The organism is Flavobacterium suzhouense (assembly GCF_042684765.1).
GTDB classification, from domain to species: Bacteria; Bacteroidota; Bacteroidia; order Flavobacteriales; family Flavobacteriaceae; genus Flavobacterium; species Flavobacterium suzhouense.
In genome coordinates, this window is the sequence record NZ_JBHUMD010000026.1 from 148,687 (window position 1) to 173,976 (window position 25,290).

Sequence of the window (25,290 nt, forward strand, 5' to 3'; positions counted from 1 at the left end):
AGATTTAATTTCGGCGTAACAGTGTTAGCTTATTATTGACTTATCGGTTTTTAAAACTGTAATTGCAACGTTGCATAATATGTTCTTGGTGCAGAAGGAATAATTCCGGGACCGGGATATCCGGTAGCTCTTCTCGTAAAATATTTATTATCGGTTAAATTATTTATACCGGTTTCCAGCTTAATCGATTTTGTAAAGATATAAGAGAAAGAAAGGTCCATTATATGGTATGAAGGGATTTGACCAATAATTCCGTTTTGATTTTTAACGTCTAACGGAGCATTTGTTGCGTCGGTATATTGATCACTCAAGTAAGTTAACTGCAGGTTAGACATAAATTTCTTATAGCCAAAAGACATTCCCGTCTTTAAGTTAACAAGTGGAATAAATTCAACTTCATTACCAACTATTCCTGATAATCTTGATTTTGTATATTTTGATTTTGTAAAGGCTGCATTTACAAAGATATTCCAGTTGTAATTTTCATTCTGTTCATTAAAGAAAGTTTTTTGCAGGCTAACATTAGTGAAAAACTCAAGTCCGTACATAAAAGCATCACCAACATTTGTTCTGTATTTTACAGGTCTTTCATCCTCAGATTCAGGGAAAATTTCGTTATATCGGGTTATTATCTGTCCAATCCTGTCATTATAAGCAAGCCCAAAAGCGCTTATATCATAGTTAATCTTGTTTGATATTTTTCCTCTTATTCCTCCATCAAAAGTATAACCTTTCTCATCACTAAGATTCTTGTCTATTACATAGGAGGGTTCTATAATTCGTAAGTCGTTAAAAGTTATCGATCGGTAATTTTGCGAAAAGTTAGTATAAAATTCCAGGCCGTCAACAGGTTTATAGCTTAGCCCTGTTCCCAGTAGTACAAAAGAGCGGCTAAGATTTTTGTTTTCATTTGTTGTCTCATCCAGTATAACATTACCTGCAAAGTCAAGGTTTATTGTTCTGTATGAACCAATAGCTTTGGTGTCAATATATTCGAATCGTACACCGGGAGTTATTGTAAACTTTGGAGTTATTTTAAAAATATTTTCTCCGAATAAAGCTATATTTTTATTGGGATAGGTGTAATCTGATTGATTCTTGTAATAAGGAAACTCATCTGTTGCGTAATTAAAGTTAGCATCACTACCTGAACTTCCCGGACCTTGTTTGGCAGTATTATGTGCATCATAGTATTTGGCTCCCAACACAAAAGCATTTTTATTGCCAAAGAAATTATAGCGATGTAATAGTTTAGTTTCAAAGCCCCAGTTTGAGAATTTTCCTGTAATAAGATCACGTACCGTGCCTGGTGTATCGGCATCTGATACCCTGTTTGATCTGTAGCCGACTGTATTTCGTTGAGCATAAAGACCAAACAAATTAAAGCTTAAGTCGGTTGATGAGTTAAACTTGTGTTTAAATTTAAGCGTCATAAGATTCCAGTTAACTTCAAACCAGTTCCTTTTGCGGTTACTCTGCATAGGATTTTCTTCAAACATTGTGTCGCTAAGGCCTCCCGGTTGTTTTGCCAGGTAAGTGAAGTAGGTATAATCTAAGCTAAGACTGGTTCTTTCAGTAAATTGATAATTAAAATTTCCAAAATAATTATGGGACTTAAATTCAGAATTAGGTTGGAATCCGTCACCTTGTTTATAATTGTAGTAGGTATAATAACTGAATTTGTCTACTGTACCGCTAAGACTTGTAAAATTGGTTATAAAGTTATAAGATCCAAAAGTCTGGCGTGTTGTCACTTCCATTTTTTTGTTGCTTACCGGTGTTTTCATTTTAAAGTTTACTAATCCACCAAACTGAGGACCATATTGTAGTGAGGCTGCTCCTCTTACTACCTCAATACGGTCAAGACCTTCGGCAGGAGGTGTGTAATAACTTTCCGGATAACCCAATATGTCAGCACTAATGTCATAATTATTCTGGCGAACATTAAAATAGGCTGAACGGTTAGGATCCAGGCCTCTTCCTCCTATGTTTAGCTGAAGTCCACCATCATTACTTTCATAAATGTTTAAACCTACAACCTGAGAAAATACCTGTCGGGCATTATTGGCAGCCATATTTCCCATTTGTTTATTAAGTACAACTACTTCTGTTTTTTTGCCTGCATATATTGAAGTTCCTTCAATATCTTTCAGTCTTGTAAGTCCCAGTACCTCATTACGTCTGTCTTCAATAATAACTTCTGATAGTTGTATCAGTAACGGTTTCATTTGCACTGTAATTTGCTGACTGGAAGACGCGATTGCAACTTCAATTGTAGCAATATCAAATTGATCGGATAAGAATTCAAGCGTATATTTTCCAGGCTTAAGATTTGTAAATACAAATTCACCCTTATCATCTGTTTTAATAAGCTTATCTGTGGTACGATTGTATACCTCAGCTTGAGGTATGGGTTGATTTGTATTTTGATTAATTACTTTTCCTGACAAATTGTATTGGGCAATACAAACTGTAGTTGAAAATAAAAAAATAAAGTACAGGCAAAAATCCTTCAGTTTCATTTTTATAGAGTTTATGCGGACTTTATAAATTTTACTTTTAAGAGGAAGGTCCGCAAACAGGTGGCAAAAATAATACGAAAAGCTGCCAATATCTGACAGCTTATACGTTTTTTTGATTATAGTGTGTATTCTTGTGTATTAATCACCATCGGTATCAACATAATCAACTGATATGCTCATTGCAGACATCATATCTGTTTTCATGTATGTAACATTACGTTGCATTTTATCGTATGCTGTAAGCATCTTGTTATTATCGGTTAGTACTTGTTGATAAAGATTCTCCTGCATATCCATTATAGCTGTATAGGCTTGAGAATATTGATTATCCATAACCTCACTAAGAGGTGTTTCTGAGTCTGATCCGTATCCTTGTGTTTTTAAAAAATCAAGATAAGAGACCAGAGAAGGGCCTTTAGTAGTTGCGTTAAAATGTTTTCCATTAAAGAAGTCCCAACTAGCTTGCAACCCATTCAGAAGGAGTTCTCTGGAATATACTTTACTGTAGAAACCTTCAACCTTTTCAGGAAGTGGAGCTGTAGAAAAGCGGCCTGCAGGTATACCTACTTTTCCGGTTCTAACGTCTCTTTCAAAATATTGCACATAGGCATTAACCATTTTATTTACGCTTCCTGTGGCTGAGTTATCTGTTTTTGAGATAAAAGTATTTTTAAAGCTACCATTCCAGTCATTAAGTACTGCACTATTCAGATTTATAAGCTTATCAACAACTGCAGTCAGGTAGCTCTTGTAGTTATTGGCAAGAGCATTTTCAGTATAAAATGACAGAACATCAGTATCGGAAAGACCGAAAAGTAAATAATCTAGAGCAGGAAATCCTTGCGCCACATCATTTCCCGGGCCTTCAAGGTTTACATCACCATTACCGATTTTGGTTGTAATCAGAGTAGTGTTGGTAGGGTAAGTGTTACAGAACTTTGTGAACTGTAATTCTTCGGCTTTTCCAATATTATACATAGCCGAATATTGATATGCTTTATACGCTTCAAACCATGCTGATCTCAAATCTTCAAGTCCTGATGTTGTAGGTTCTGAAGTAAAGTTTACTGTAGCTGTTTTTAGAGATGCTAATTTTTGGTCATAATTTTGAATTGCAGGTACAATTAAATTATTAGCCCAGTTTTGTAGCATTGTACCTCTGTCATATTGATCAGATTGTCCCTGAGAAGAATCAGATGAACATGAAGTAAGAAGAATTGTAAAAGAAAAAAACAGAATCAGTTTTTTCATGAAAGTCGTATTAAGTGTTGAAATTTTAAAAAGAAAAAAGAGGGCATTAGCTGCCCTCATAATTTATTAGTGGCTACCACCTTCGTGGATTGCTTGTTCAACTGTAAAGCCAAATCTTTGAGCAATTGTCTCCATTAATTCTGTAGCTTTTTGAGAAGTATAGTTAGCATCCCAAAAACCATCAGTTCCTCCTAAAAGGGTTTCCTGAATGTTTTTTACTTCCTGTGCTGTAAAGTATGATGTGTTTTTTGCCGGATTATTAGTGTAGCGTAATCCGGTTATAAACCCATATGCTTCAGAAAGTGCGTGGAAACCTTTAACAGTCTGTGTGTTATCTCCTGATAGTAAAGCTTTACCTTCGTTTAAGTAGTAAACAGCTCTAACTGCCCCAACTTTAGAAAGGTTTTCCTTTATAATTGCGATTTGAGCATTTCTGGTAGTATAATCTTTATTTACGATAGCTGCTCTACCTTTAATGAATGCATTTTTAATGTTGTCAGTTATACCTTCAAAGAAAGGGTTACCGTTAACAGTGTTCAGGTAGCTTTCCCAAAAATATACTTTTGTTGTACCGTCAGTATTTGTTGTTTGGTAACCAAAGATGTAACCATAAGCCTCATCCCATTTATGCTCCATGGTAGTATAATTTTTTCCGGCCTCTAAAGTACCTGCATCGTTAGCAAGTTTAGTTTCATCCAGAACGGTTATACTTAAGTAATTATTTAATGCCTGATCCATAAAGCAAGCACCCATAAGACCTTTGATTATTGCCTGGTTAGGCTCAAGCCCTTTACCGTTTACAAGTCTTTTTCCATCTTCAATAGAACCAGCTGTACCCGGAGTAGCTGTTGTAGCATAATTAGCCGCAGCTTGTCCCATTTCTGTAAACAATCCGTCGAAAGAAGCTTTAATTTCAGCAGCTTCTACAGAGTTTGAAGCAAAATAATCAGCAGATGCAGCTGTTTTATCTCTTAACTGCTTACCGGAAGTGTTAAGTGCTTCTTCAGAAAATGGATTATTTGTATTTGAAAACATGTTTAAAACCAGATTGTTATCAAATGTTGGAAAACCTGCTTTATTTTTAGAATATGCATCAAATTCCAATAGCATTTTTAGTCTGGTAGTCTGTCCTGAAAAGTCTACAGTACTTTGTCCGTCTCTTTCAAAAGTATAGGTGGAAGGAATGTTGTATGACGGTTCATTTGATGACGAATCGTCATCTGAACATGATGTTAGTGCTAGTGATGCTGCAACAGGCAAAACATAAAAAAAGATTGATTTGAATCTCATTGTCTTATTTAGATTAATTAAGTTTGGAGTGCAAATATATAAAGGTTTTTTGAAATCCAAAAGGTTATTTAAAATAAATCTAAATAATTTTAAAGTGCTGTCTTTTAGTTATTTATTGTCGATTTTATTTCGATTTAAATAGAAAAAAAGTCATTTATTGATAGGGAAGGAGTAAAGTTTTCATTGACTGATTGTATGTGTTAACTTAACTTAATAGTAGTCAATGATAAAGTATTTACAATCTTGATTAAATATTTTATAAGTAAAATCTTTAAAAATTTAATGCTTCAAGATTAGAATTTCTAATCTGTACATTAAATCTTTCTAATGTTAGTGTTTGCAGGCATTTTTCGTGTTTTTTGGTACATCTTTTGCTTTAGGAGTGCTATGTTGAAAAAAATAAAAAATGGTGTATTTGGAAAGTGCCTTCGTATGGTGCTGATTGGCTATTTTTTATTGAATAGTATCAACATATCAGCCAGTCTGGATGGTATCATTGCTAATAATACTGAAAGCCATTGTTTAATAGGTAAAACCTGTCACATACTTAAAAAACTTTTAAAACCTGATACTTTGTTAGAAGAAATGGAAGATTATGAAACCAGCAAAACTAAAACTGACAAAAGTACAAAGGGGTTTCAACTTGCTGATTATCTGGTTCCGGTTTATACTGCTTTGCCTTGTAATTATTCTATTAATGAAGGTGATAAAAAAACTCATAATTATAATCTGGTAATTTTACCTAATTTCTATACAAAAATACATTTACCTCCTCCGGAGTTTATTTTATAAATACTTTTTTCAGAACTTTATAATGTTTAAAGTTTTGGTATACTCATATTTATGGGCTTGCTCCCAAATATTATTCTATTTATAAATTGATTTATGACTCCATTTCAACGATTTTACAATCTGCTTAAACTAGATAAGCGTGATGTATATCAAATAATTTTTTACGCGGCCTTTGCAGGTCTGGTTAATTTATCATTGCCACTTGGCATACAGGCTATCATTAATTTTATTCAAAGCGGGCAGTTAAGTGTATCCTGGATAATACTTGTTATTTTGGTTACTATTGGTGTTGGTTTTGGTGGAGTTTTGACAATTATGCAATTACGCATTGTTGAAAATCTTCAACAGCGGATATTTGTTAGATCTTCATTTGAATTTGCGTATAAGATGCCTCTTATTAAGTTCAAAGAAATGTATTCAAACTTTGCTCCTGAAAAAGCTAATAGATTTTTTGATACGCTTATGGTTCAAAAAGGTACGGCAAAATTGCTCCTTGATTTTTCTACAGCTTTTTTGCAGGTAGGTTTTGGAATCATACTGTTAACGCTTTATCATTCCTTTTTTATGGTGATAGGTTTGTTTTTTATTGTTATTCTGTACATAATATTTAAGTTTTCGTATACAGATGGTTTAGATACAAGTTTAAACGAATCTAAGTTTAAGTATAAGGTAGCGGCATGGCTTCAGGAAATAGCACGCAACCGTGAAAGCTTTAGAAAAAAGAATGGTTTTGACTATGCTCTTAGCAGAAATGACAAGTATGTATCTGACTATATAGATTATCGGGAAAAACATTTTCAGGTAATGAAAAAGCAATATGTACATCTTGTAATTTTTAAAATACTTGTTACCGCTGCTCTTCTGTCAGTTGGTGGTTTTTTGGTTATTCATCATCAGATGAATATTGGTCAGTTTGTTGCTGCAGAAATTGTTATCGTCCTATTGATCAACTCTGTTGAGAAAATAATTTTCGGTCTTGATTCTTTTTATGATGTACTTACTTCTGTAGAAAAAATTGCTCAGGTTACTGATATGGAAATTTCTTGTGTCCCAAAAATAGCCAACAAGGGTGAAAATGGAATTAATATTGAAACTGAAGGAGTAGGTTATAAATATCCTGACTCTGACAAAAAGTCGCTTAAAAATATTAATCTCAAGATATCACAGGGAGAAAAAATTATACTTACGGGTAGTAATGGTGCAGGCAAAAGTTCTTTGCTTAGACTTCTTGCAGGTCTTATTGAGCCTGAAAGCGGTAGTGTATATATAACTGATAATTACATGAACCGTCTTGATGAGGATAATTACAGGGCTCAGGCCGGTACTTTTTTACAGGCAGATACTCTTTTTGACGGCACTATTCGTGATAATATACTTTTTGGAAGTAAAGGTGTTAACAATGATGATTTAAAATGGGCTCTTGATAATGTACATCTTACGCCTCATATTAAGACTTTTTCTAATGGACTGGAAACACATATACATCCCGGAGGTGGACAGCTCTCTGATTCTGATGTGCAAAAAATCCTTTTAGCAAGGAGCATTGTAAATAAGCCAAATATTCTTTTTCTGGAAAATCCTATAAATAAGATGGACGAAGTAACTTCACGAAAGGTAGTTGACTTTTTATTGTCTGATGAAAATGACTGGACAGTAATCGTAGCTTCAAAAAACAAGATATGGAGAGAGGGAAGCAGCCGTATGATTACAATGGATGAAGGAAAAATAATTAACGACATTAAACTGTAAACACTATGCTTAATATATCTAAAGATAATCATGTACTGATAACTCCGTGTGATTATTCCTCAATTTCTAAGGTAGCGCGCAGGCCTGAGTATAAATTTCTTAACAGGATTATAGTGGGTTTTCTCTTGTTTATAGTTGGATGCCTTTTCCTGCCATGGACACAAAATATATCGGGTTCCGGATCGGTAACTACTCTTAAGCCGGATCAAAGGCCACAGACAGTTCATAATGCTATTGCCGGTAGAATTGAAAAATGGTACGTAAAGGAGGGAGATTATGTGAATAAAGGGGATACTATACTTTTTATCTCTGAAATAAAAGAAGATTACTTTGACCCAAACCTGGTTTCTAATACAAAACAGCAGGTAGATGCCAAAAAAATGGCACTGGATTCTTATGGAGACAAAGTGAATTCCCTGGAAGTACAGGCGCTGTCCCTTGCTAAAGAAAGACAGCTTAAGTTACAGCAGGCACAAAATAAAATAAAGCAGGCTCAACTTAAGATAAAGAGTGACAGTATGGATCTTGAAGCAATAAAGACTCAGTTGAAAATTGCTCAAACACAGTTCAATCGTTCTACAGCATTGAATAAGGAAGGCTTAAAGCCTCTTACCGATGTAGAGCAAAAAAGGTTAAAACTGCAGGAAGCTGAAGCTTATATAATAACACAGGAAAATAAACTTTTAAGCAGTAAAAATGAGTATATAAATGCTAATGTTGAAATTAACCGTATTAATGCTGAATATGCTGAAAAGATATCTAAATCGCGTAGTGATAAGTTTACAGCTTTAAGTACACAATATGATACTGAAGCACAGGTTAATAAGCTGCACAATCAGTATGTAAATTATAATATAAGAAGTGGACTTTACTATATCACTGCACCCCAAAGCGGTTATGTTAACCGTGCTTTATTGGCCGGATTGGGTGAGACTATTAAAGAAGGTACATCTGTAGTTAGCATAATGCCGGCAGGATACGACATTGCTGTTGAGACATTTGTAGACCCAATAGACTTGCCGTTGGTACACAGGGGAGCTGAAGTAAGGGTTTGGTTTGATGGATGGCCCAGAGTAGTATTCTCAGGCTGGCCGGGTTTATCATACGGAACTTTTGGCGGACGCGTTGTGGCTATAGAAAACTTTATCAGCCCCAATGGAAAATACAGGGTGCTTATTGCCCCTTCAGGTAAAGATAATAAGTGGCCAAAAGAGCTAAGCATAGGTGCAGGTGCACAAAGCATTGCGCTTTTAGAAACAGTTCCGGTTTGGTATGAAATATGGCGTAATCTTAATGGCTTTCCGCCAAATTTTTACAAGGCCAATGCTAAGGCAGATGATAATAAAGAAAAGAAGTAATGAAGAAAGGTTTTATATTATTTTTTCTGTTCTCGATAGTTTTTATCCCCGTTTATGCTCAGGAACTGAATTCAGACGAGCTAAGCTATAGCGAATTTTTAGGATATGTAAAAAAGTACCATCCGCTATTAAAACAGGCAGGGATTGAAGTTAGCAAGGCCGAAGCAACTTTAATGGCGGCCAGGGGTGGTTTTGATCCTAAAATAGAGATGGATTATGATAAAAAAGAGTTTAAAGGAACAGAATATTATTCGCTGCTTAATAGTAGCTTCAAAATCCCTACATGGTATGGGATAGAATTTAAAGCCGGTTTTGATGATACTTCAGGGCAATATATAAATCCTCAAAACCGTACGCCTGAAGCGGGGTTAACATCTTTGGGTATCAATGTGCCATTAGGACAGGGATTATTTATAAATCAGCGTATGGCAGATGTAAGGGAAGGAAAATTGATGTTAAAGTTAGGTGATGCAGAACGTAAGCTTAAAGCCATTGAAGTTTTATATAAAGCGAGTGAAGCCTATTTTGAATGGAAACGAAGTTATTCTGAAGCGCAACTGTATAAAGATTACATGGAGTTTGCTAAAACCCGCTTTAAAGGGGTACAGCAATTAATTGAACTGGGTGATTCGCCGGCAATAGACAGTATAGAAGCCGGAATAACAGTAAAAAGCCGTGAGCTGAATCTGGAAAATGCAAACTTAAAATTGGGAAAGGCTAAACTAAAGTTATCTAATTTTTTATGGATTGAGAATGTTCCGGTTGAACTTGAAGCTAATATAATACCGGAGCAGGATCTTGTAAAAACATTAGAGACAACGCTACAGACAAGTGCATTAATGGAAAAATCTGATGTACTTGATTTTCATCCAAAGATTCAGGCAATGGAAACAAAACTATCAATGCTTGAAATAAACAGAAAATTAAAGGCTAATATGCTATTGCCGAAGCTGAATTTGGGATATAATTATATTTCTGAGCCTGACTATCTGAGCAGTTTTAATGCAGATGACTACAAATTCAATTTTAATTTCAGCGTGCCTGTATTCCTTAGAAAAGAACGGGGAAATCTTAAGTTGGCCAAACTGAAGATTAAAGATATGGAGTTCGATTTAAGCCAGCAAAGACTGGAGCTAAAAAACAAGATTAAATCGCAGCAACTTGAAATAGAATCACTAAAAAAGCAAAAGGATGTAATTGATACACTAGTTGCCAATTATACCGCGCTATTGAATTCAGAAGAAAAACTTTTCTCATTTGGAGAAAGTTCGATGTTCCTTATCAATTCAAGGGAGAACAATCTGGTTAACGCCAAACTATCGCAAATAGGTTTGGATTATCAATATTTTACATCCAATGCTGAGCTTTTCAGGATTATGGCTAATCCTGATTAAGCCCCTTAGTTAATGAACTTAAGAGTTTGAACTCATAAACAAACACCTGCCATTTACGGCGGGTGTTTTTTATTAATGTAACTTCTATTTAAACAAATAAAAGCGTTATTGACTTTTGCTGAAAAGTATGAGTTAATTATTCTTTAATATAGAGATAACATTTTGCACTACCAATCAGTATAAGTTTGCAATTCTTATCTAAATACTAATGAGTCTTAAGCTTTCTTTTCCTATACTGATTTGTGTTATAATTGCTTGGTTTTTTCCATCATTTCACCATACTCAGTGTGAATACTATTCAGATCATTTTCGGAATATAATTGTATCTCAAACAGATTTATTAAACCAAGAAATCATTAGTTTAAATAATGTAGCTGTTTTATACAGACAAGGCGATGGTACGCTAAAGCAGTTAAGACAACAGTTAATAAAAACAAGGTTAGCTTTTAAAAGAACAGAGGGTGTTTTAGAATACTATTTTCCGAAACATATAAAGTCTTATATAAATGGTGCTCCTTTACATCACCTGGATCCATATCCTGTAAAGGAAGAATTCAATACTAATAATTATTACGGCATCAGTCCTGAAGCATATAGCAAAACCCTACCTATAGATCATCTGAACACGGATCATTATCGCGGAGCGCAAAGAGTAGTAGCTCCTGTTGGCCTACAGGTACTTGATGAAACTGTTTTTGCCGATGGTGATGTTGATGCCGGAGAGGTTGTAAAACTGACTGCCGGACTGAAAGATACCTATGCAACGTTGGTTGAAGCCGTAAAAAAACGTAACTACTTCTATGAGCATGAAATTATGGAAGCCGTACGATTAGAGCTTGTTCGTGTTTTTACAATGGGGGTTACCGGGTTTGATACACCTGGGTCACTTAATGCGATGGAGGAAGCTGCGGCTTCACTAAGGGGTATGCAGGAGGTTTTAAAGCCATTATTGCAAAGGCTACCTGAAGCAGAAAGGCAGCAATTGGAACTGAATATAAAAACTGCTGTCACTTACCTGGAAAAAAACCATGACTTTGACAGTTTTGACAGGCTTACTTTTTTAATGGAACATATTAATCCGTTATATGATTCTTTTCGAAAAATGCAGATAAATCTACATATAAAGAGTACACAGGAAATTAGCGGTGAAACATCTTCATGGAATGCATACAGCAAAGGGATATTTGCTGAAGATTTTCTTAATCCATACTATTATACCTTACTTAAAGAATCGGATGACAGTGAAGCATTACGTAATTTAGGGAAACAACTATTTTACGATACATCGTTGAGTAATAATGAAAAAATGAGTTGTGCATCGTGTCATCGTCCTGAAATGGCTTTTTCAGATGGTGTTGCTAAATCATTAGCGAGTGTAGAAGGAAAAAGTGTGTTGCGTAATTCGCCATCATTGATTAATGCAGTTTTCTCTGATAGATATTTTTATGATCTCAGAGCTGTTGATCTTGAAGAGCAGGCTGAGCACGTTATAGAAAACCATATGGAATTTAATACAAACTTTCCCGAACTCATCAAAAAGTTAGGTAACAATACTATCTATAGAGTTTTATTTGAAAAAGCCTTTGGGACAAATACTGAGATTAATCGCTATCGTTTCTCGGCAGCCTTATCGTCTTATGTAGCGTCAATTAGATCATTTAACAGCAGCTTTGATCGCTATGCGCGTGGTGAGGTAAAAGATATTTCTGCACAGGTTAAACTCGGCTTTAATCTTTTTACCGGTAAAGCAGCATGTGCAACCTGCCATTATGCGCCTACTTTTAGCGGACTTGTACCGCCATTGTACCATGAGAATGAAAGTGAAGTGCTTGGTGTGTTAGCAAAACCAAATACACTTGACGTTGACCAGGATTTTGGAAGAATAGGCAATATGATTACTGAAGATAATGAAGAGATATACAGGGGATCTTTTAAAACCATGACAGTGCGTAATGTAAAACTGACGGCTCCTTACTTTCATAATGGAGCATATAATACACTCGAAGAGGTTATTGGTTTTTATAATAAAGGAGGTGCAGCTGGCCTTGGTCTAATATATGAGGTGCCAAATCAGACGCTTCCTGCTGATCATCTTAATCTTTCTAAAAAGGAAATTGCTGCTCTTATTGCTTTTATGGAGTCGCTAACTGATAATCCCGGAACTACTTATTCTAAGCAGTAATAATTATTAATGTTAAGTAAAATCTTACTCTTCTTAAGCTTGAGGTAATAGAGCAGTTTTAGGTTAATTTAATATTAAAACTTATATTTTTATATATTTTTAATTAAAACTGTGAATTTTCTAAACTTATAGTTTTTCGACTATAATAATTTTAAGTATACTGTAGTTAGTTATAGTTTGAGGTAGAATTTTTCTTTATTTCCTCAAAGTTACCTTAACATAAAATTCCCTTAATTATCATTTTTGGGTAATGCAACCTTAAAATGCTTTATGGGATTGCGGGCATTTGGCAGCGCTACTTTTGGCGCTTTAATAATCATTAATTTTTCACAAATGCCAAACATGAAAAAGAATTTTCTCTTTCTAAGTTTATTGTTTTTCCTTGGGGTGAGCTATAGCCTGCAGGCTCAGATCATTCCTGGAGATTCAATTGTGTATGGCCCCATGATGAGCCCGCCTTATAACAATAAGGTAAGGGTATGGGTGCTTACCAAAAACAACACAGGCTCCGGAAATGCTTTGTCCATTTCCATGTCTGAAAATGCTGCACCGGGCACTCTTCTAACCGGGACGGCTTACAATTCTGATACCCGTTTAGGGTATAACCTACGCTCTTTTGAGTACACTAACCTGTTGCCTGGCGGTAATTATACTGCTAAGGTAATGGTAAATGGTGTTGCTTCAAACAGAGTGGCAACTATCAGAAATGAACAGGAGATCATAGATGATTTTGAGTTTCTTTCTGGCGGCTGTGGTAGAATATACGACCTTTCACGTTGTATAGACATACCGGAGTCTGCGACACATATTAACGGTGACCCGAACATGTTTAACGTTATGGCGCAGGAAGGTAGCGACATGATGGTATGGTTAGGTGATGCCGTATACCTTTTAGGTCTTCAGCATGCTATGGGGCAGTGTCCTGATGGAGTTGATGACTGGGCAAACAAAGACATGGCGTTTGCACGTTACATGTTCTACAGGGATTTTCATGATAACCTGACTAAGGCTATGCCTCAGCTGGCTATTACTGATAATCATGACACTGGTCCTAACGAGTTTAACAAAACAATGCCAACGTTAGGCGAAATGAAAGAGATATTTAAAGACTGGTGGCCTAACCCGGAATACAATAGTACTCCTGAAGGTCCCGGGCTTTTCTCTTCGTACAAGTACAAAGATGTTGAGTATTTCTTACTTGATAACCGTAGCTACCGTGATGGTACCCTGGCTCACCTTGGTCCTGACCAGATGGCGTGGCTTAAAGGTGCACTTTTAGCTTCTACAGCTAAATTTAAAGTGCTTATTAACGGTACACCATCATTTGAACGTAACTGTGGTGGAAGAAACTTTTGCGCGACAACACAATCTGCAGAACTTGTAAACTACATCCGAGATAATAATATCAACGGTGTGTTATCCCTAAGTGCTGATATCCATGAGCAAAAGTTCATGATACGTGAAGGTAGTGATGTTAAGTATCCACTTTATGATATCTTGTCTGGTAACCTTAACTCTGACATAGGTAACGGTCAGCACAATGTAAACTACGGTAGCGACTACCTGATGACAGGTGTAAAGCAAACGTATTTGAGAATTAATGTTTTTGGAGCAGAAGATGATCGTAGAATGAAAGTTGAATATGTGGGTCCTACCGGGGTTCCATATTTTGAGACAATCATACACGAAGACATGCTTACAAGTCAGAATGCTGATGCACTTAAACTTCAGTTAGACATGAGTAATTCTATTACTGATGCATCGACTTACAATCATGTTATTACTGCAACAGATGTAGCTTATGTAAGTGACAGGGAAGGTGTAACTAATGAAGCAGTAAGTTTTGGGCAAAATACTTCGGTAAGTATTCCAAATGCACTTTCTCTTAATTTCCATGATCGTCCGTTCAGTCTTGCATTTTGGGTAAAACCAGAAGCTTTCCAGTCTAACGGTTCTACAATACTTTCTAACGGGGCTGCCGAAACAGGTGTTTCTTTTGGGTTGGATGCTAATGGTAAATTAACGTATAAAGACCATGCAACTAATACAACTTATACAAGTCAGTACAGCCTACTGCCACATACATGGGCTTATATTGTGTGGAAATATGATAATGTTAGGAGAAAACTGTCTCTATACTACAATGGTTTTGTTATCCAGTCATGGACTAACGTAATCTCTCCGGTTGCATCTGCATCTGAATTAAAAGTGGGTAATAACTTTGAAGGTAAAAAGTTCATTGGTGCCCTTGATAAATTGGTTCTTTACGGAAGAATTATCTCTGATGAGGCTATTCTTACTGAGGCTGATTTTGAAACTACACGCGGTGAAGTACTTAAAGTAGCTGGCGCTCCGCAAATGGCAATTCCGGGATCGGTAATTAATCCTTTATTAGCTAACAACTTTACAATACAGTTTTGGGCTAAGCTTAACGGTGATCCGGGTACTAACTTTAAAATGCTTGCAAGTAACGGAAGGGTAAATGGTAACTCTACAGGTATATCTTTTGAATTCCCGGATAGTAATAAGCTTAATGTCGTTATTGGTAATAATGGTTCCGGATGGAACACTATTTCTGAGCAGGGTGCTGCATGGAATGTAGGAGAGTGGAATCAGGTAACAGTTACCGCTGTTAATAATGGTCAGCTTAAATATTATGTAAACGGTGAATTTGTAGCGCAAACTAACTTTACGCAATACGTGGGTAACAGTTGGGGTCTTGGTCTTGGTTACAGTCCGGCATATACAGGTGCTGTTCAGGCTGAACTTGATGAGCTACGCATCTGGCAAAAAGCACTTACACCAGAAGAAATTAAGCAAACAATGCATTATGCTCTTGAAGGTACAGAAGAAAACCTTGCATTGTATTATGATTTTGCCCCTACAACAGAAGGTGCAAATACTATTACAAGTAAAGGGAGTGTTCCTCATGTTGTTACACTTAACGGTGGTACACTTGCTCCTGCGACTTCGCCGGTAGCTGTTATGCCGGCTGATTACCAAACTACAGTAAAAGGTAAATGGAGTAAAAACAACGCAATGAACGCTGCTGGTCTTTCAATGCCTGATAACATTACTAACTATGCAAGTAATGTAGTTGTGGGTAAAAAGAATGATGCTACTCTTGATGCAGTTCCGGGAAGTTCTACACTTTCTTATGCTAAAGGTGGTTGGAAAATTGATCCTGTAAGCACTCCTTTTGCTTCAGTAAAAATGAATCTTTCAGAGGTTCTTGCAACTAAATTTGATTCGGTTGCTAATGTGGCCGGTAAATATTACCTTCTTAAGAAAGAAAGTGATACATCTTATCTAGACGTTAGCGAAGGTGATTTTGACGGACAAAATGTTACTTTCCACAATGCAAACCTTACTGAAGGTGAGTATTTCCTTGGATGGGATATAGCAACCTTTAGCTTAGGCAGGGGTGGAGCACTATCATTAACAGGCGGTCACGTTGTTACTATACCAAAAGCTGATATCAATCCTACTTTATCAGGTGAGTTTACTTTAGAGTTCTGGGTAAACATGACACAGGATCCGGGTAGTAACACGCCATTAGTATCTAACCATGGCAGGGTTAATAATAATACTACCGGACTTTCAATTGAAATGCCGGATAACAACAGTGTATCTGCTGTATTTGGTACAAACACGAACAACTGGAACAGTATTAATTCAGGTACCCAGCTTATAGTGGGCGAGTGGAACCACGTTGCTGTTACTGCTAAACCGGGAGAGAACATCAAACTTTATCTTAACGGTGAGCTAAAAGCAACGAACGCTTACACTGGATTTGTAACTAATACTAACTGGGATTTTGCCATTGGAAAAAGTATAAACTACAATAGTCAAACTATTTCTAAAATGGATGAATTCCGTATTTGGAATAAAGTTAAAACTGCTGAAGAAATTAAGGCACAGATGCACTATGGCATCAAAACAACAGATAATAATCTTGTTTATAACCTTACTTTCGATCAGGAGGATAACGGAATAATTGATAATACTGGTACTCAGGTTAATGATGTAACTTACACAAGTGCACAAATTATTGATGCGACAAGCCCTGTTGCCGATCTTACAGAGGCTTTCCCTAAAGTGACAGGTAACTGGAGTATTAAAAACGAAACTGATAACGGTTTATATGTTAAAGCTGATATTGACAGTTTCTCATCTAACCTTATAGCAGGTCGTAATACAGATAGTACTGTATTGCCATTAGGAACTGTTGAAAATACGTCTTATGTAAAAGGAGGATGGAACCTTAATGCTCTTAGCCTTGAAACGGCCACACTACAGGCTGATCTTTCTAAAATATTTGCGAATCCTACACAGATAGATAACCTTGCCGAGCAGTTTATGCTGATAAAAGGTGATCCGGAAAGTAACTATCAAACGGTAGCTACAGGAGTATCTGTAGATGGTAAAATTGATTTTGAAAACGTAGCTCTTACTTCTGGTAACTATTACCTTGCTTTTGAAACGGATGTAAATTCGGTTATTGCACAGCAGGGAGGTACTCTTGAATTAGGTCAGGGACACGAAGTGCTTATCCCTAAAGAAGGAGTTAATCAGGCACTTTCAGGTCCGTTTACAATTGAGCTTTGGGGTCGTTTAACACAAACAGCCGGAGCAAATACAAAACTTGTAGGTTTCACGAGTCTTACAGGTGGTAACTTTGGTTGGGAAATGGAATTCCTTGGTAACCAGACTCTTCAAACTATTATGGGTAAAGGTGCTGCTGGAGGCTGGAACAGCCTTAACTCTACAAAGGTATGGGCTGTTAATGAGTGGAATCACGCTGCTGTTACTTATACACCGAATGGAGAATTCAAATTCTACATTAATGGTGAATTGATGAGCAGTATGCCTGTAACCCAGTTTACGCCAAATGCAAATAACCTTGCATTAGGTAAAAACGTGGCTAATAACTCGCCTACGAGAAGCACAATTGATGAGTTCAGGATATGGACTAAAGCCAAGACTATCGAAGAGATACGTGAGGATATGTATCTTACAATGCCTGTAGCTACAGCTAACCTGCCTTATAACTATACCTTTAATCACGATGATAACGGTTTTATCGTAAATAGCGGTTCACAACAGGTTGAGGTAGCTTATACTAATGCACACATTATTCCTGCTACGGCTCCGGTAAGAGATATGGAGGCTCCGTTCCGAAATAAAGTTACCGGTAACTGGAGTGTTAAGAATGATGACAGGAATGGTCTTTTCCTTGCTGATGTTATTACAAGCAAAGAAAATAACGTTGTTATAGGTAAACAGATTGGTGGAGAAGTGCTTCATATTCTTAATGAAACGGCTAATGATACACTTTACCTGAGCACACCTTGGAAAATGGCTTCGCTTTATATGGATCAGGGTTCTCCTAAAGCAGATCTTTCTAAGATTTTTACAAATCTTAATGATGTTCAGCTTATTGCCCAAACCTATTTCTTATTAAAAGGGAATCCGGCTGAAGCTTTGGAAATAGCTGCCACAGGTACTAAAATTGGTAATATTGTTACTTTTGGCGAAATGCCACTTGACGGTACTCCTGTATACCTTGCATGGAAAAACGAGCCGGAATATCCGGTTGGTAGTTTCCCAATTGCTGCACAAAGCATATGGAAATATAACGATAGCGGTGCTGACCTTGGAACTGACTGGAGAACTAATGCGTATGATGATTCGGCATGGTTATTTGGTAACGGTATTCTTGGGTATGGTGACCCTAACCAAAATACTACACTTAGTTATGGTGCAGATGCACAAAACAAACACATCACTACATATTTAAGACATACATTTAATGTTGAAGATGCTTCAGCAATAGGAACTCTTAAATTTAAAGTGCTTAGAGATGATGGTGTAGTTGTATATGTAAATGGAGTTGAAGCTTTCAGAGACAATATGCCTCAGGGAGAAATTACATCTTCTACATTAGCACTTGCTGCTGTAAATGATGCTGCAGAAACTACATTCTATGAATTTACTACTGATAATTTGTTACAAACAGGAGAGAATGTTATTGCTGTAGAGCTTCACCAGGCGGCAGCTAACAGTTCTGACCTTGGATTTGATATGGCGGTAGACTTTAACCTGCCACCATTGGCACCTGCTGCTTATCCGTTACCTAAAGGTTCTGAATGGACTTATCTGGATAATGGTACAAATCAGGGAACAGAGTGGACAGCTCTTACGTTTGATAATATAGAATGGAAAAAAGGAATTGCACCTCTTGGCTATGGTGATCCTATGAAAACTGTAGTGTCTTTTGGTTCTGATTCAGCTAATAAATACATTACAACTTATTTCTCAAGAGATATCCAGATTAATCTTTCTGAACTTACTGATATGGTAAACTTTGGATTAAGGAGAGATGATGGTGCTGTTGTTTATGTAAACGGTACAGAAGTTATAAGAGAAAATATGCCTGCAGGTACTATTGATTATCTAACACACTCTGTAAACACTATAGATGGTGCAGATGAAAAACGTTACTACGTTTATCAGGTTGCTAAGACAGCATTTGTTGATGGTGTAAATAGAATATCTGTCGAGATGCACAATCGAGATCAGTCAAGTTCTGATATAGGTTTTGACCTTTATGTTCAGAATACAGAAGATCTTACGGTAAGTTGTGATGAGCCACATATTGGCTGTTTTACATCTATTGCGCCAACTGCTCAGCAAAATCACCTTATAATTTCTGAAGATCACCGTTTCCAGCTGATATTTAAAGAAGGAACTCCTTATATGACAGGAGGCGGTAACGTTCCTGGAAACCATGACTTTGCTGCTTATATTGGTATCAATGGAAGTAGTACTAACGGATACCTATCAGTTAACCAGGAAAATACTCCGGGTGGTGTGTCTATGCTTAATCTTCATCTTGATGAAACTCAGGATCTGTGGGTTGTAGATAATTCAAGAGCGGTTGATTTATACAACAGTAACCTTGTAACAACTTCAAGAAACTGTTCGGGTGGTGTAACTCCGTGGGGTACTATTGTAACCAGTGAAGAGGATACTGCTTCAGGTGATGCAAATGGCGATGGCTATCAGGATCTTGGATGGCTAATAGAAATTGATCCGGAAACGGCTCAGGTTAAAGAGCACGGAAACGGTTATCAGGAGAAACTATGGGCTATGGGTAGAATGAACCACGAGAACGTAGTTATTGCTGCCGATCAAAGAACTGCTTACTATGGTGAGGATGGAGGAACACATTGTGTTTATAAATTCGTTGCCGACACACCTGGCGATCTTAGCGCAGGTAAGGTTTATGTACTTAAGCTTGATCTTCCGTTATCTGATGATGAGCCAAGTTCAGCTACAGCTACATGGGTACAGGTACCTAATACTACTAAAGCAGATCGTAACAACCTTAATACGGTAGCTTCAACTCTTGGAGGTACTAACTTTAACGGTGTTGAAGATTGCGAGATTAGCCCGCTTAACGGTATGATCTATTTTACATCTAAAGGCAAAAGCCGAGTTTACAGATTTAAGGACAATGGAGATACTATCAGTCAGTTTGAAGTATTTGCCGGAGGTAAGAATTATAATATTGAAACTGCAAATGGTACTATGAGTGAACCATGGGCAGATGGAAATGATAACCTTACTTTTGATGATAAAGGTAACCTTTGGGTACTTCAGGACGGTGGTCTTAATTATATCTGGGTTATTCGTCCGGATCATGAGCAAAGCCATCCTAATATTAAACTGTTTGCTTCTATGCCGGCGGGTGCAGAGCCTACAGGACTTAACTTTACACCAGATTTTAAATATGGTTTCTTCTCTGTACAGCATCCAAACGGAAATAACGCTGCTCAGCAAGATGCTACATTTGGTAATGTTACATTTAACGCTTCGGCTACAGTGGTGTTCTCATTAGATAGAGATCTTGGAGCGCATACTCCTGTCGCAGATTTTACAGCTAACGTAACTACAATACAGGAAGGTGAAACAGTAACATTTACTGACCTTAGTACAAACAACCCAACATCATGGACATGGACGTTTGAAGGTGGTGAGCCGGCTACTTCTACAGAAGCTTCACCTACTGTAACGTATAATGCTCCGGGTACATACAATGTAAGTTTAATTACTTCTAATATTGCTGGTACAAGTGCTGCTGCTGATAAAGCAGATTACATACTTGTTGAAGAAGTACTTGGAACTGATACACCAAACCCACTTAAAGGTATGGTAACAATGTATCCTAACCCTACTGATGGTGCTGTTACTATTGAAGTTAACAATGAAGCTTGTAATGATGTTATTGTTGAGGTATTTGATATTACAGGCAGAAAAGTGTCTGAAACCAAAGGCCAGTCAATAGCAGGAAACCAAAAAGTTGAACTTAACCTTTCAGGAGTAGCAGGTGAGCAGGTGTTTGTTGTCCGCGTACACGTGGGTGATAAAACAGGAACTTACAAACTACTGAAAAAGCAATAATAGTTTAGTTTAGGAAATTTGTTTTTTTGAATGAGAGGGCCGGCAGTAATGCCGGCTCTTTTTTTATGTAAAAACAGGTAATACTACGCAGACAGGCCTTGGAACGTTTTTTTAGTTTTACATACTAACCGTTTTGAGTTGAGAAATGTTTTTCAGGCTTATTTTGGTTAGCAGATTTATACCACAACTAAAAACTTAAAATATGACAAATCCAGAAACTATTGTAAAGAAGATTTTTAATGGTATACACCGTGAAGAGGTCATTCTTGAAAAAATTATAAAGAAATTTGATGCTAAGGCAAAAAAGATAATTTATCATTTGTTTGGAGAAGGAGCAGAAATCCAGCTTACAAATGATATCAATACTATTCCTTCCAACGGAATAAAAATTAATACACCCGGGACTTATTATCTTACACAAGATATAATTTGGCTTCCCGGGACAAATGAAAAAAGTATAGCTATTAACATTACATGTAGCGATGTAGTCTTAGATTTAAACGGACATAAGATTACCGCAGTATCTTTAGATCATACTGCTGAAATTGTTGGAATAAATGCAGGCTCTCTTGAAGGTTGCAATAATATTACAATTCAGAATGGTGAGTTGGTTAATATGTCACTTCACGGTATTAGTGTAGGTTTAACCAGCAATTTAAATATCGTAAATGTAACAGTTAAAGGATCTGAATATACTTATTTTGGGACAGATCCGCTGGTAACAGCTTCAGGTATTTATGTTGAATTTTCTAACTACGTTAATATTACCCGTTGTACCGTTACTGGTGTAAAGGTTACATCGCCTGCCTATGCAGGGATACAGTTATTTGCTTCGACAAATGCTACAATATCTAATAATTATGTAAATAATCTGGTTAATCTTGATGGAACTGTAACAGGTTTTAGTTATGTCGAAGGATGTAAGAAGGTTACAACGTTTAATTGCCATTCGTCTGAATTCAGATCCCATTATCAAGCCAATCCATTAGGAAAAACTACCACTTTCGGGCATACTGTTTTAGGATTTTTACCTACTGCCTGTTCTAATCTTCATTATGAAAATTGTACCGCCACCAATTTAAGAGGATGTTGTGATGATTGTCATGGGATGTCTATTTTTGATTCAAATGATGTTACTGTTACTGCTTTTAGGGCTACAGGTATACTAGACGGAGATGCTCCTGTTAATACCGGAGCAAAAGCAACGGGATTAGAAGTTTATGGTAATAATATAACTGTAAAATTTAGTGTAGTCGAAAATATATTCGCAATAGTTCCGCAGGATAAGCAGAGTTGCGGTTTTAGTGCCGGCGGCAACAATATTACTTTTGAATCTTGTGTTGCCAATAATGTTTTGGTATTTGACGAGAATAGAAACCCAACCAATAATTATGATAAATATGGTTACGGAATAGGGTTTGGATGGGCACCGGATCCTCGAAAACCTTTTGTAGATATGTATGCAAAAGACACTGTATATCTAAACTGTGGAGCGATATCTTGTCAGGTTGGGTTTGACACCTGGAATCATATCGATGGAAAATGGGAAAACTGGACTACAGAAAATTGTGATATAAATGTATTGCAGCAGCCTGGCGCAAAAAGGATTTTTAGCATGAATAATTGCTCTGAATTACCACCCGATATGACAAGCCCTATGATAATAAGCAACAATGCTTCTAATAATGATTTTATACCTGTAGTAAGTCTTTAATTTACATTAATATAGTATCTGACAAGTCCTAAAATATTCTGCCTATTTTAGGACTCGTCAAATTTGTGTAATTTAAGTATAGTTATCTAAAATTTTTATTGGTATAAGAATTTAAAGTAACTCTATCGTATATTGTACTACCAAACTTAACTATATTCAATGAATATCTATCTTATACTTGTAGCGCTGATAAGTCTTTCTGCAGCATTTGCTTATATCAATCACCGTTTTATTAAAATGCCTTTTGTTATAGGGCTATTTTTCTTGTCTACTATTCTGTCTTTGGTGATTTTAAGTGAACGATGGTGGGATTCGGGGCGTTATCTGGAAACGAGAGCTTATCTGGCACAGATAGAATTAAGCAATGTGATACTGGACGTAATGCTGGGCTTTTTGCTTTTTGCAGGTTCACTGCATACCCGATGGACAGACATACGACTCCAGCTCAGACCTATAACTTTTTTTGCAGTTCTTGGTGTAGTTTTTTCAACGCTTCTTATTGGTGGTGCAATTTTTTGGGTATCAGGATTACTGGATGCCCAGATAGATTTGCTGCATTGTTTTATTTTCGGTGCCTTAATATCACCAACGGATCCTATAGCTGTGCTTGGCATTTTGACAAAAGCTAATGTGTCGAAAAAGGTAGAATCAACCATTGTGGGTGAATCATTATTCAATGATGGAATAGGTGTGGTGATTTTTGTGGCACTTTTTGAAACGTTAAAACTAGGAAACGATCATATTGATTTTGGGCATTTCGGTGTTTTATTCCTGCAGGAAGCTGTAGGAGGAATGCTGTTTGGGCTTGCGCTTGGTTATGCATTACACTATCTCTTAAAGAGCATTGATAATTATGAAACAGAAGTGCTTCTGACTATTGCTTTTGTAATGTCCGGTTATGCCCTGAGCAATTATTTCCATTTGTCCGGCGCATTAGCAATGGTTGTTATGGGGTTATTGGTAGGCAACTATAAAAGGGAAGCATCCATGAGTGACAGAACCCAGGAATATGTGCATAAATTTTGGGAACTGATTGATGTAATATTAAATGCGGTATTATTCATCAGTATTGGTTTTGTACTTGTATTTATCGATTTTACAACTGCACATATTTTAATAGGTTTATTAGCTGTTTTAGTTGTTCTCATTGCAAGGGTTATTGTAATCTGGATCCCTGCTTTAACCTTTAAAAGGCTGATACAGTTTACCAACAATGAGACCAAAATTATTATTTGGGGTGGGCTGCGAGGAGGCCTGTCTATAGCATTAGTACTTTCACTTCCGGCCGGAGAAGCTAAGGATATGCTTGTTATAGCAACTTACTTCTGTGTGGTGTTCAGTATTCTTTTACAAGGATTAACCGTTGGTAAACTGGCAAAGAGACTGAGCGAAAAATAATGCTCTCAGGATTTTTTTAAGACATTTTCTTTTTGAAGTCCGTCAATTTGAATTGTCTGGGTAGGATATGCAAATTCAACACCTTCTTTTTCGAATGACTTAAATATGTTCAGGAATATTTCCTGTTGACTATCCATATACACATTATAATCCGGTGCTTCGACATAATAAACGAATTCAAAATTAAGGCTAAAGTCACCAAAGCCCGAAAAATGTCCTCTGTCATAACTTACGTTTGATGTATTAAGTATGATATTTTTAACCAGTTCGGGAATTTGCGCAAGTTGTGTTGCAGTGGTTTGATAAGTTACACCAAGAGAAAATACTATCCTTCTTCTTTGCATGCGCTTAAAGTTATGCAAGCGTGAGTTTGTAAGATCTGTATTAGAACAAATTAACTGTTCTCCATTAAGAGTCCTTATTCGTGTAGTTTTGATACCAATATACTCAATAACACCATTGTCGTTATCTATAACTACAAAATCACCAATTTCAAATGGGCGGTCAAAGAATATTACAAAGTAGCTAAACAGATCGCCGAGTACTGCCTGGGCAGCAAGAGCAATTGCAATACCTCCAACCCCAAGACCGGCTATTATTGTAGTCACATTATAACCCATATTATCTATCAAAAAGACTATACCCAGTATCCATATTATTATGTTTACAATAGCTATAAGTCCACCTGCCTGCTTCTCTTTGCTTTCGCTGTCCTCGTCCCGTTGAATAAAAGAAAATACGAATTTTTTAAAAGCAGCAATTACAATTTTAATGATATAGAATGTGATTGCCATCATGTATGCCACATGCAAAACATTACTAAGCTTTTCAGGTAAATTTAAGGTTTGAATAGAGAAGTAAACTGTAGTTATGTACAGTAGTGGGAAGACGCTTTTTTCGATAATACCTAAAAGAAACTCATCCCAGGTAGTTGAGGTAGAGGCGGCCCATTTTTTAAGCCTTCTGAAAATGTAATGCTTAAATATTTTCAGGGCAATAAATGTTATAACTATTATGGCTATTACCATAAGCCAGTTATAAATAGTGTTTCCCAGAAAAATGTTGTCTAAAAACTCGTTCATACTTCTTATTTTTTTATATAATAAATAGTACCGGTTTTATAATAATAGCAATAGTACCCAAATATAATATGGGAGTAATGCCTGACATGAGC

The 25,290-nt window shown here is 36.5% G+C and carries 12 protein-coding genes; 8 read left to right on the forward strand and 4 right to left on the reverse strand.

Annotation, left to right across the window (positions count from 1 at the left end):
* Positions 1–50: 50 nt before the first annotated feature.
* The 3 genes from ACFSR3_RS11485 to ACFSR3_RS11495 all read right to left on the reverse strand — a co-directional run bounded on the left by ACFSR3_RS11485 (position 51) and on the right by ACFSR3_RS11495 (position 5,063).
* Complete coding sequence (locus ACFSR3_RS11485; RefSeq protein WP_379821112.1) at positions 51–2,522, reverse strand: TonB-dependent receptor domain-containing protein; 2,472 nt, start codon at positions 2,520–2,522, stop codon at positions 51–53.
* A gap of 138 nt (positions 2,523–2,660) precedes the next feature.
* Positions 2,661–3,773 (reverse strand): imelysin family protein, encoded by a 1,113-nt coding sequence (locus tag ACFSR3_RS11490; protein WP_379821113.1) that lies wholly within the window; start codon positions 3,771–3,773, stop codon positions 2,661–2,663.
* A 66-nt stretch (positions 3,774–3,839) separates the two neighbouring features.
* The gene (locus ACFSR3_RS11495; protein ID WP_379821114.1) at positions 3,840–5,063 is read right to left on the reverse strand and encodes a DUF4856 domain-containing protein; all 1,224 of its coding nucleotides are present in this window, start codon (positions 5,061–5,063) and stop codon (positions 3,840–3,842) included.
* Positions 5,064–5,390: 327 nt separating this feature from the next.
* Here ACFSR3_RS11495 and ACFSR3_RS11500 point away from each other — a divergent pair, with 327 nt between their 5' ends.
* The 8 genes from ACFSR3_RS11500 to ACFSR3_RS11535 all read left to right on the forward strand — a co-directional run bounded on the left by ACFSR3_RS11500 (position 5,391) and on the right by ACFSR3_RS11535 (position 24,116).
* Positions 5,391–5,855, forward strand: coding sequence for a hypothetical protein (locus ACFSR3_RS11500; RefSeq protein WP_379821115.1), 465 nt, complete (start codon positions 5,391–5,393; stop codon positions 5,853–5,855).
* A 93-nt stretch (positions 5,856–5,948) separates the two neighbouring features.
* Positions 5,949–7,604, forward strand: coding sequence for a peptidase domain-containing ABC transporter (locus ACFSR3_RS11505; RefSeq protein ID WP_379821116.1), 1,656 nt, complete (start codon positions 5,949–5,951; stop codon positions 7,602–7,604).
* 5 nt (positions 7,605–7,609) lie between these two features.
* A complete protein-coding gene (locus tag ACFSR3_RS11510; protein ID WP_379821117.1) occupies positions 7,610–8,962 on the forward strand; it encodes an HlyD family secretion protein in 1,353 nt (450 codons plus the stop codon).
* Positions 8,962–10,356, forward strand: coding sequence for a TolC family protein (locus ACFSR3_RS11515; protein ID WP_379821118.1), 1,395 nt, complete (start codon positions 8,962–8,964; stop codon positions 10,354–10,356). The genes ACFSR3_RS11510 and ACFSR3_RS11515 overlap by 1 nt, the downstream gene beginning before the upstream one ends.
* A 208-nt stretch (positions 10,357–10,564) precedes the next feature.
* Positions 10,565–12,538: a cytochrome-c peroxidase gene (locus ACFSR3_RS11520; protein WP_379821119.1), complete on the forward strand. Its 1,974-nt coding sequence runs from the start codon at positions 10,565–10,567 to the stop codon at positions 12,536–12,538.
* A 342-nt stretch (positions 12,539–12,880) separates the two neighbouring features.
* Complete coding sequence (locus ACFSR3_RS11525) at positions 12,881–21,004, forward strand: LamG-like jellyroll fold domain-containing protein (RefSeq protein WP_379821120.1); 8,124 nt, start codon at positions 12,881–12,883, stop codon at positions 21,002–21,004.
* Positions 21,005–21,206: 202 nt separating this feature from the next.
* Positions 21,207–22,718, forward strand: coding sequence for a right-handed parallel beta-helix repeat-containing protein (locus ACFSR3_RS11530; protein WP_379821121.1), 1,512 nt, complete (start codon positions 21,207–21,209; stop codon positions 22,716–22,718).
* Between the two features lie 159 nt (positions 22,719–22,877).
* The gene (locus tag ACFSR3_RS11535) at positions 22,878–24,116 is read left to right on the forward strand and encodes a cation:proton antiporter (protein ID WP_379821122.1); all 1,239 of its coding nucleotides are present in this window, start codon (positions 22,878–22,880) and stop codon (positions 24,114–24,116) included.
* A gap of 5 nt (positions 24,117–24,121) precedes the next feature.
* Here the strand turns inward: ACFSR3_RS11535 and ACFSR3_RS11540 are convergent, their stop codons facing one another.
* Positions 24,122–25,198 carry a mechanosensitive ion channel family protein gene (locus tag ACFSR3_RS11540; protein ID WP_379821123.1) on the reverse strand — a complete coding sequence of 359 codons (1,077 nt, stop codon included), beginning with the start codon at positions 25,196–25,198 and terminating at the stop codon, positions 24,122–24,124.
* Positions 25,199–25,290: the final 92 nt, after the last annotated feature.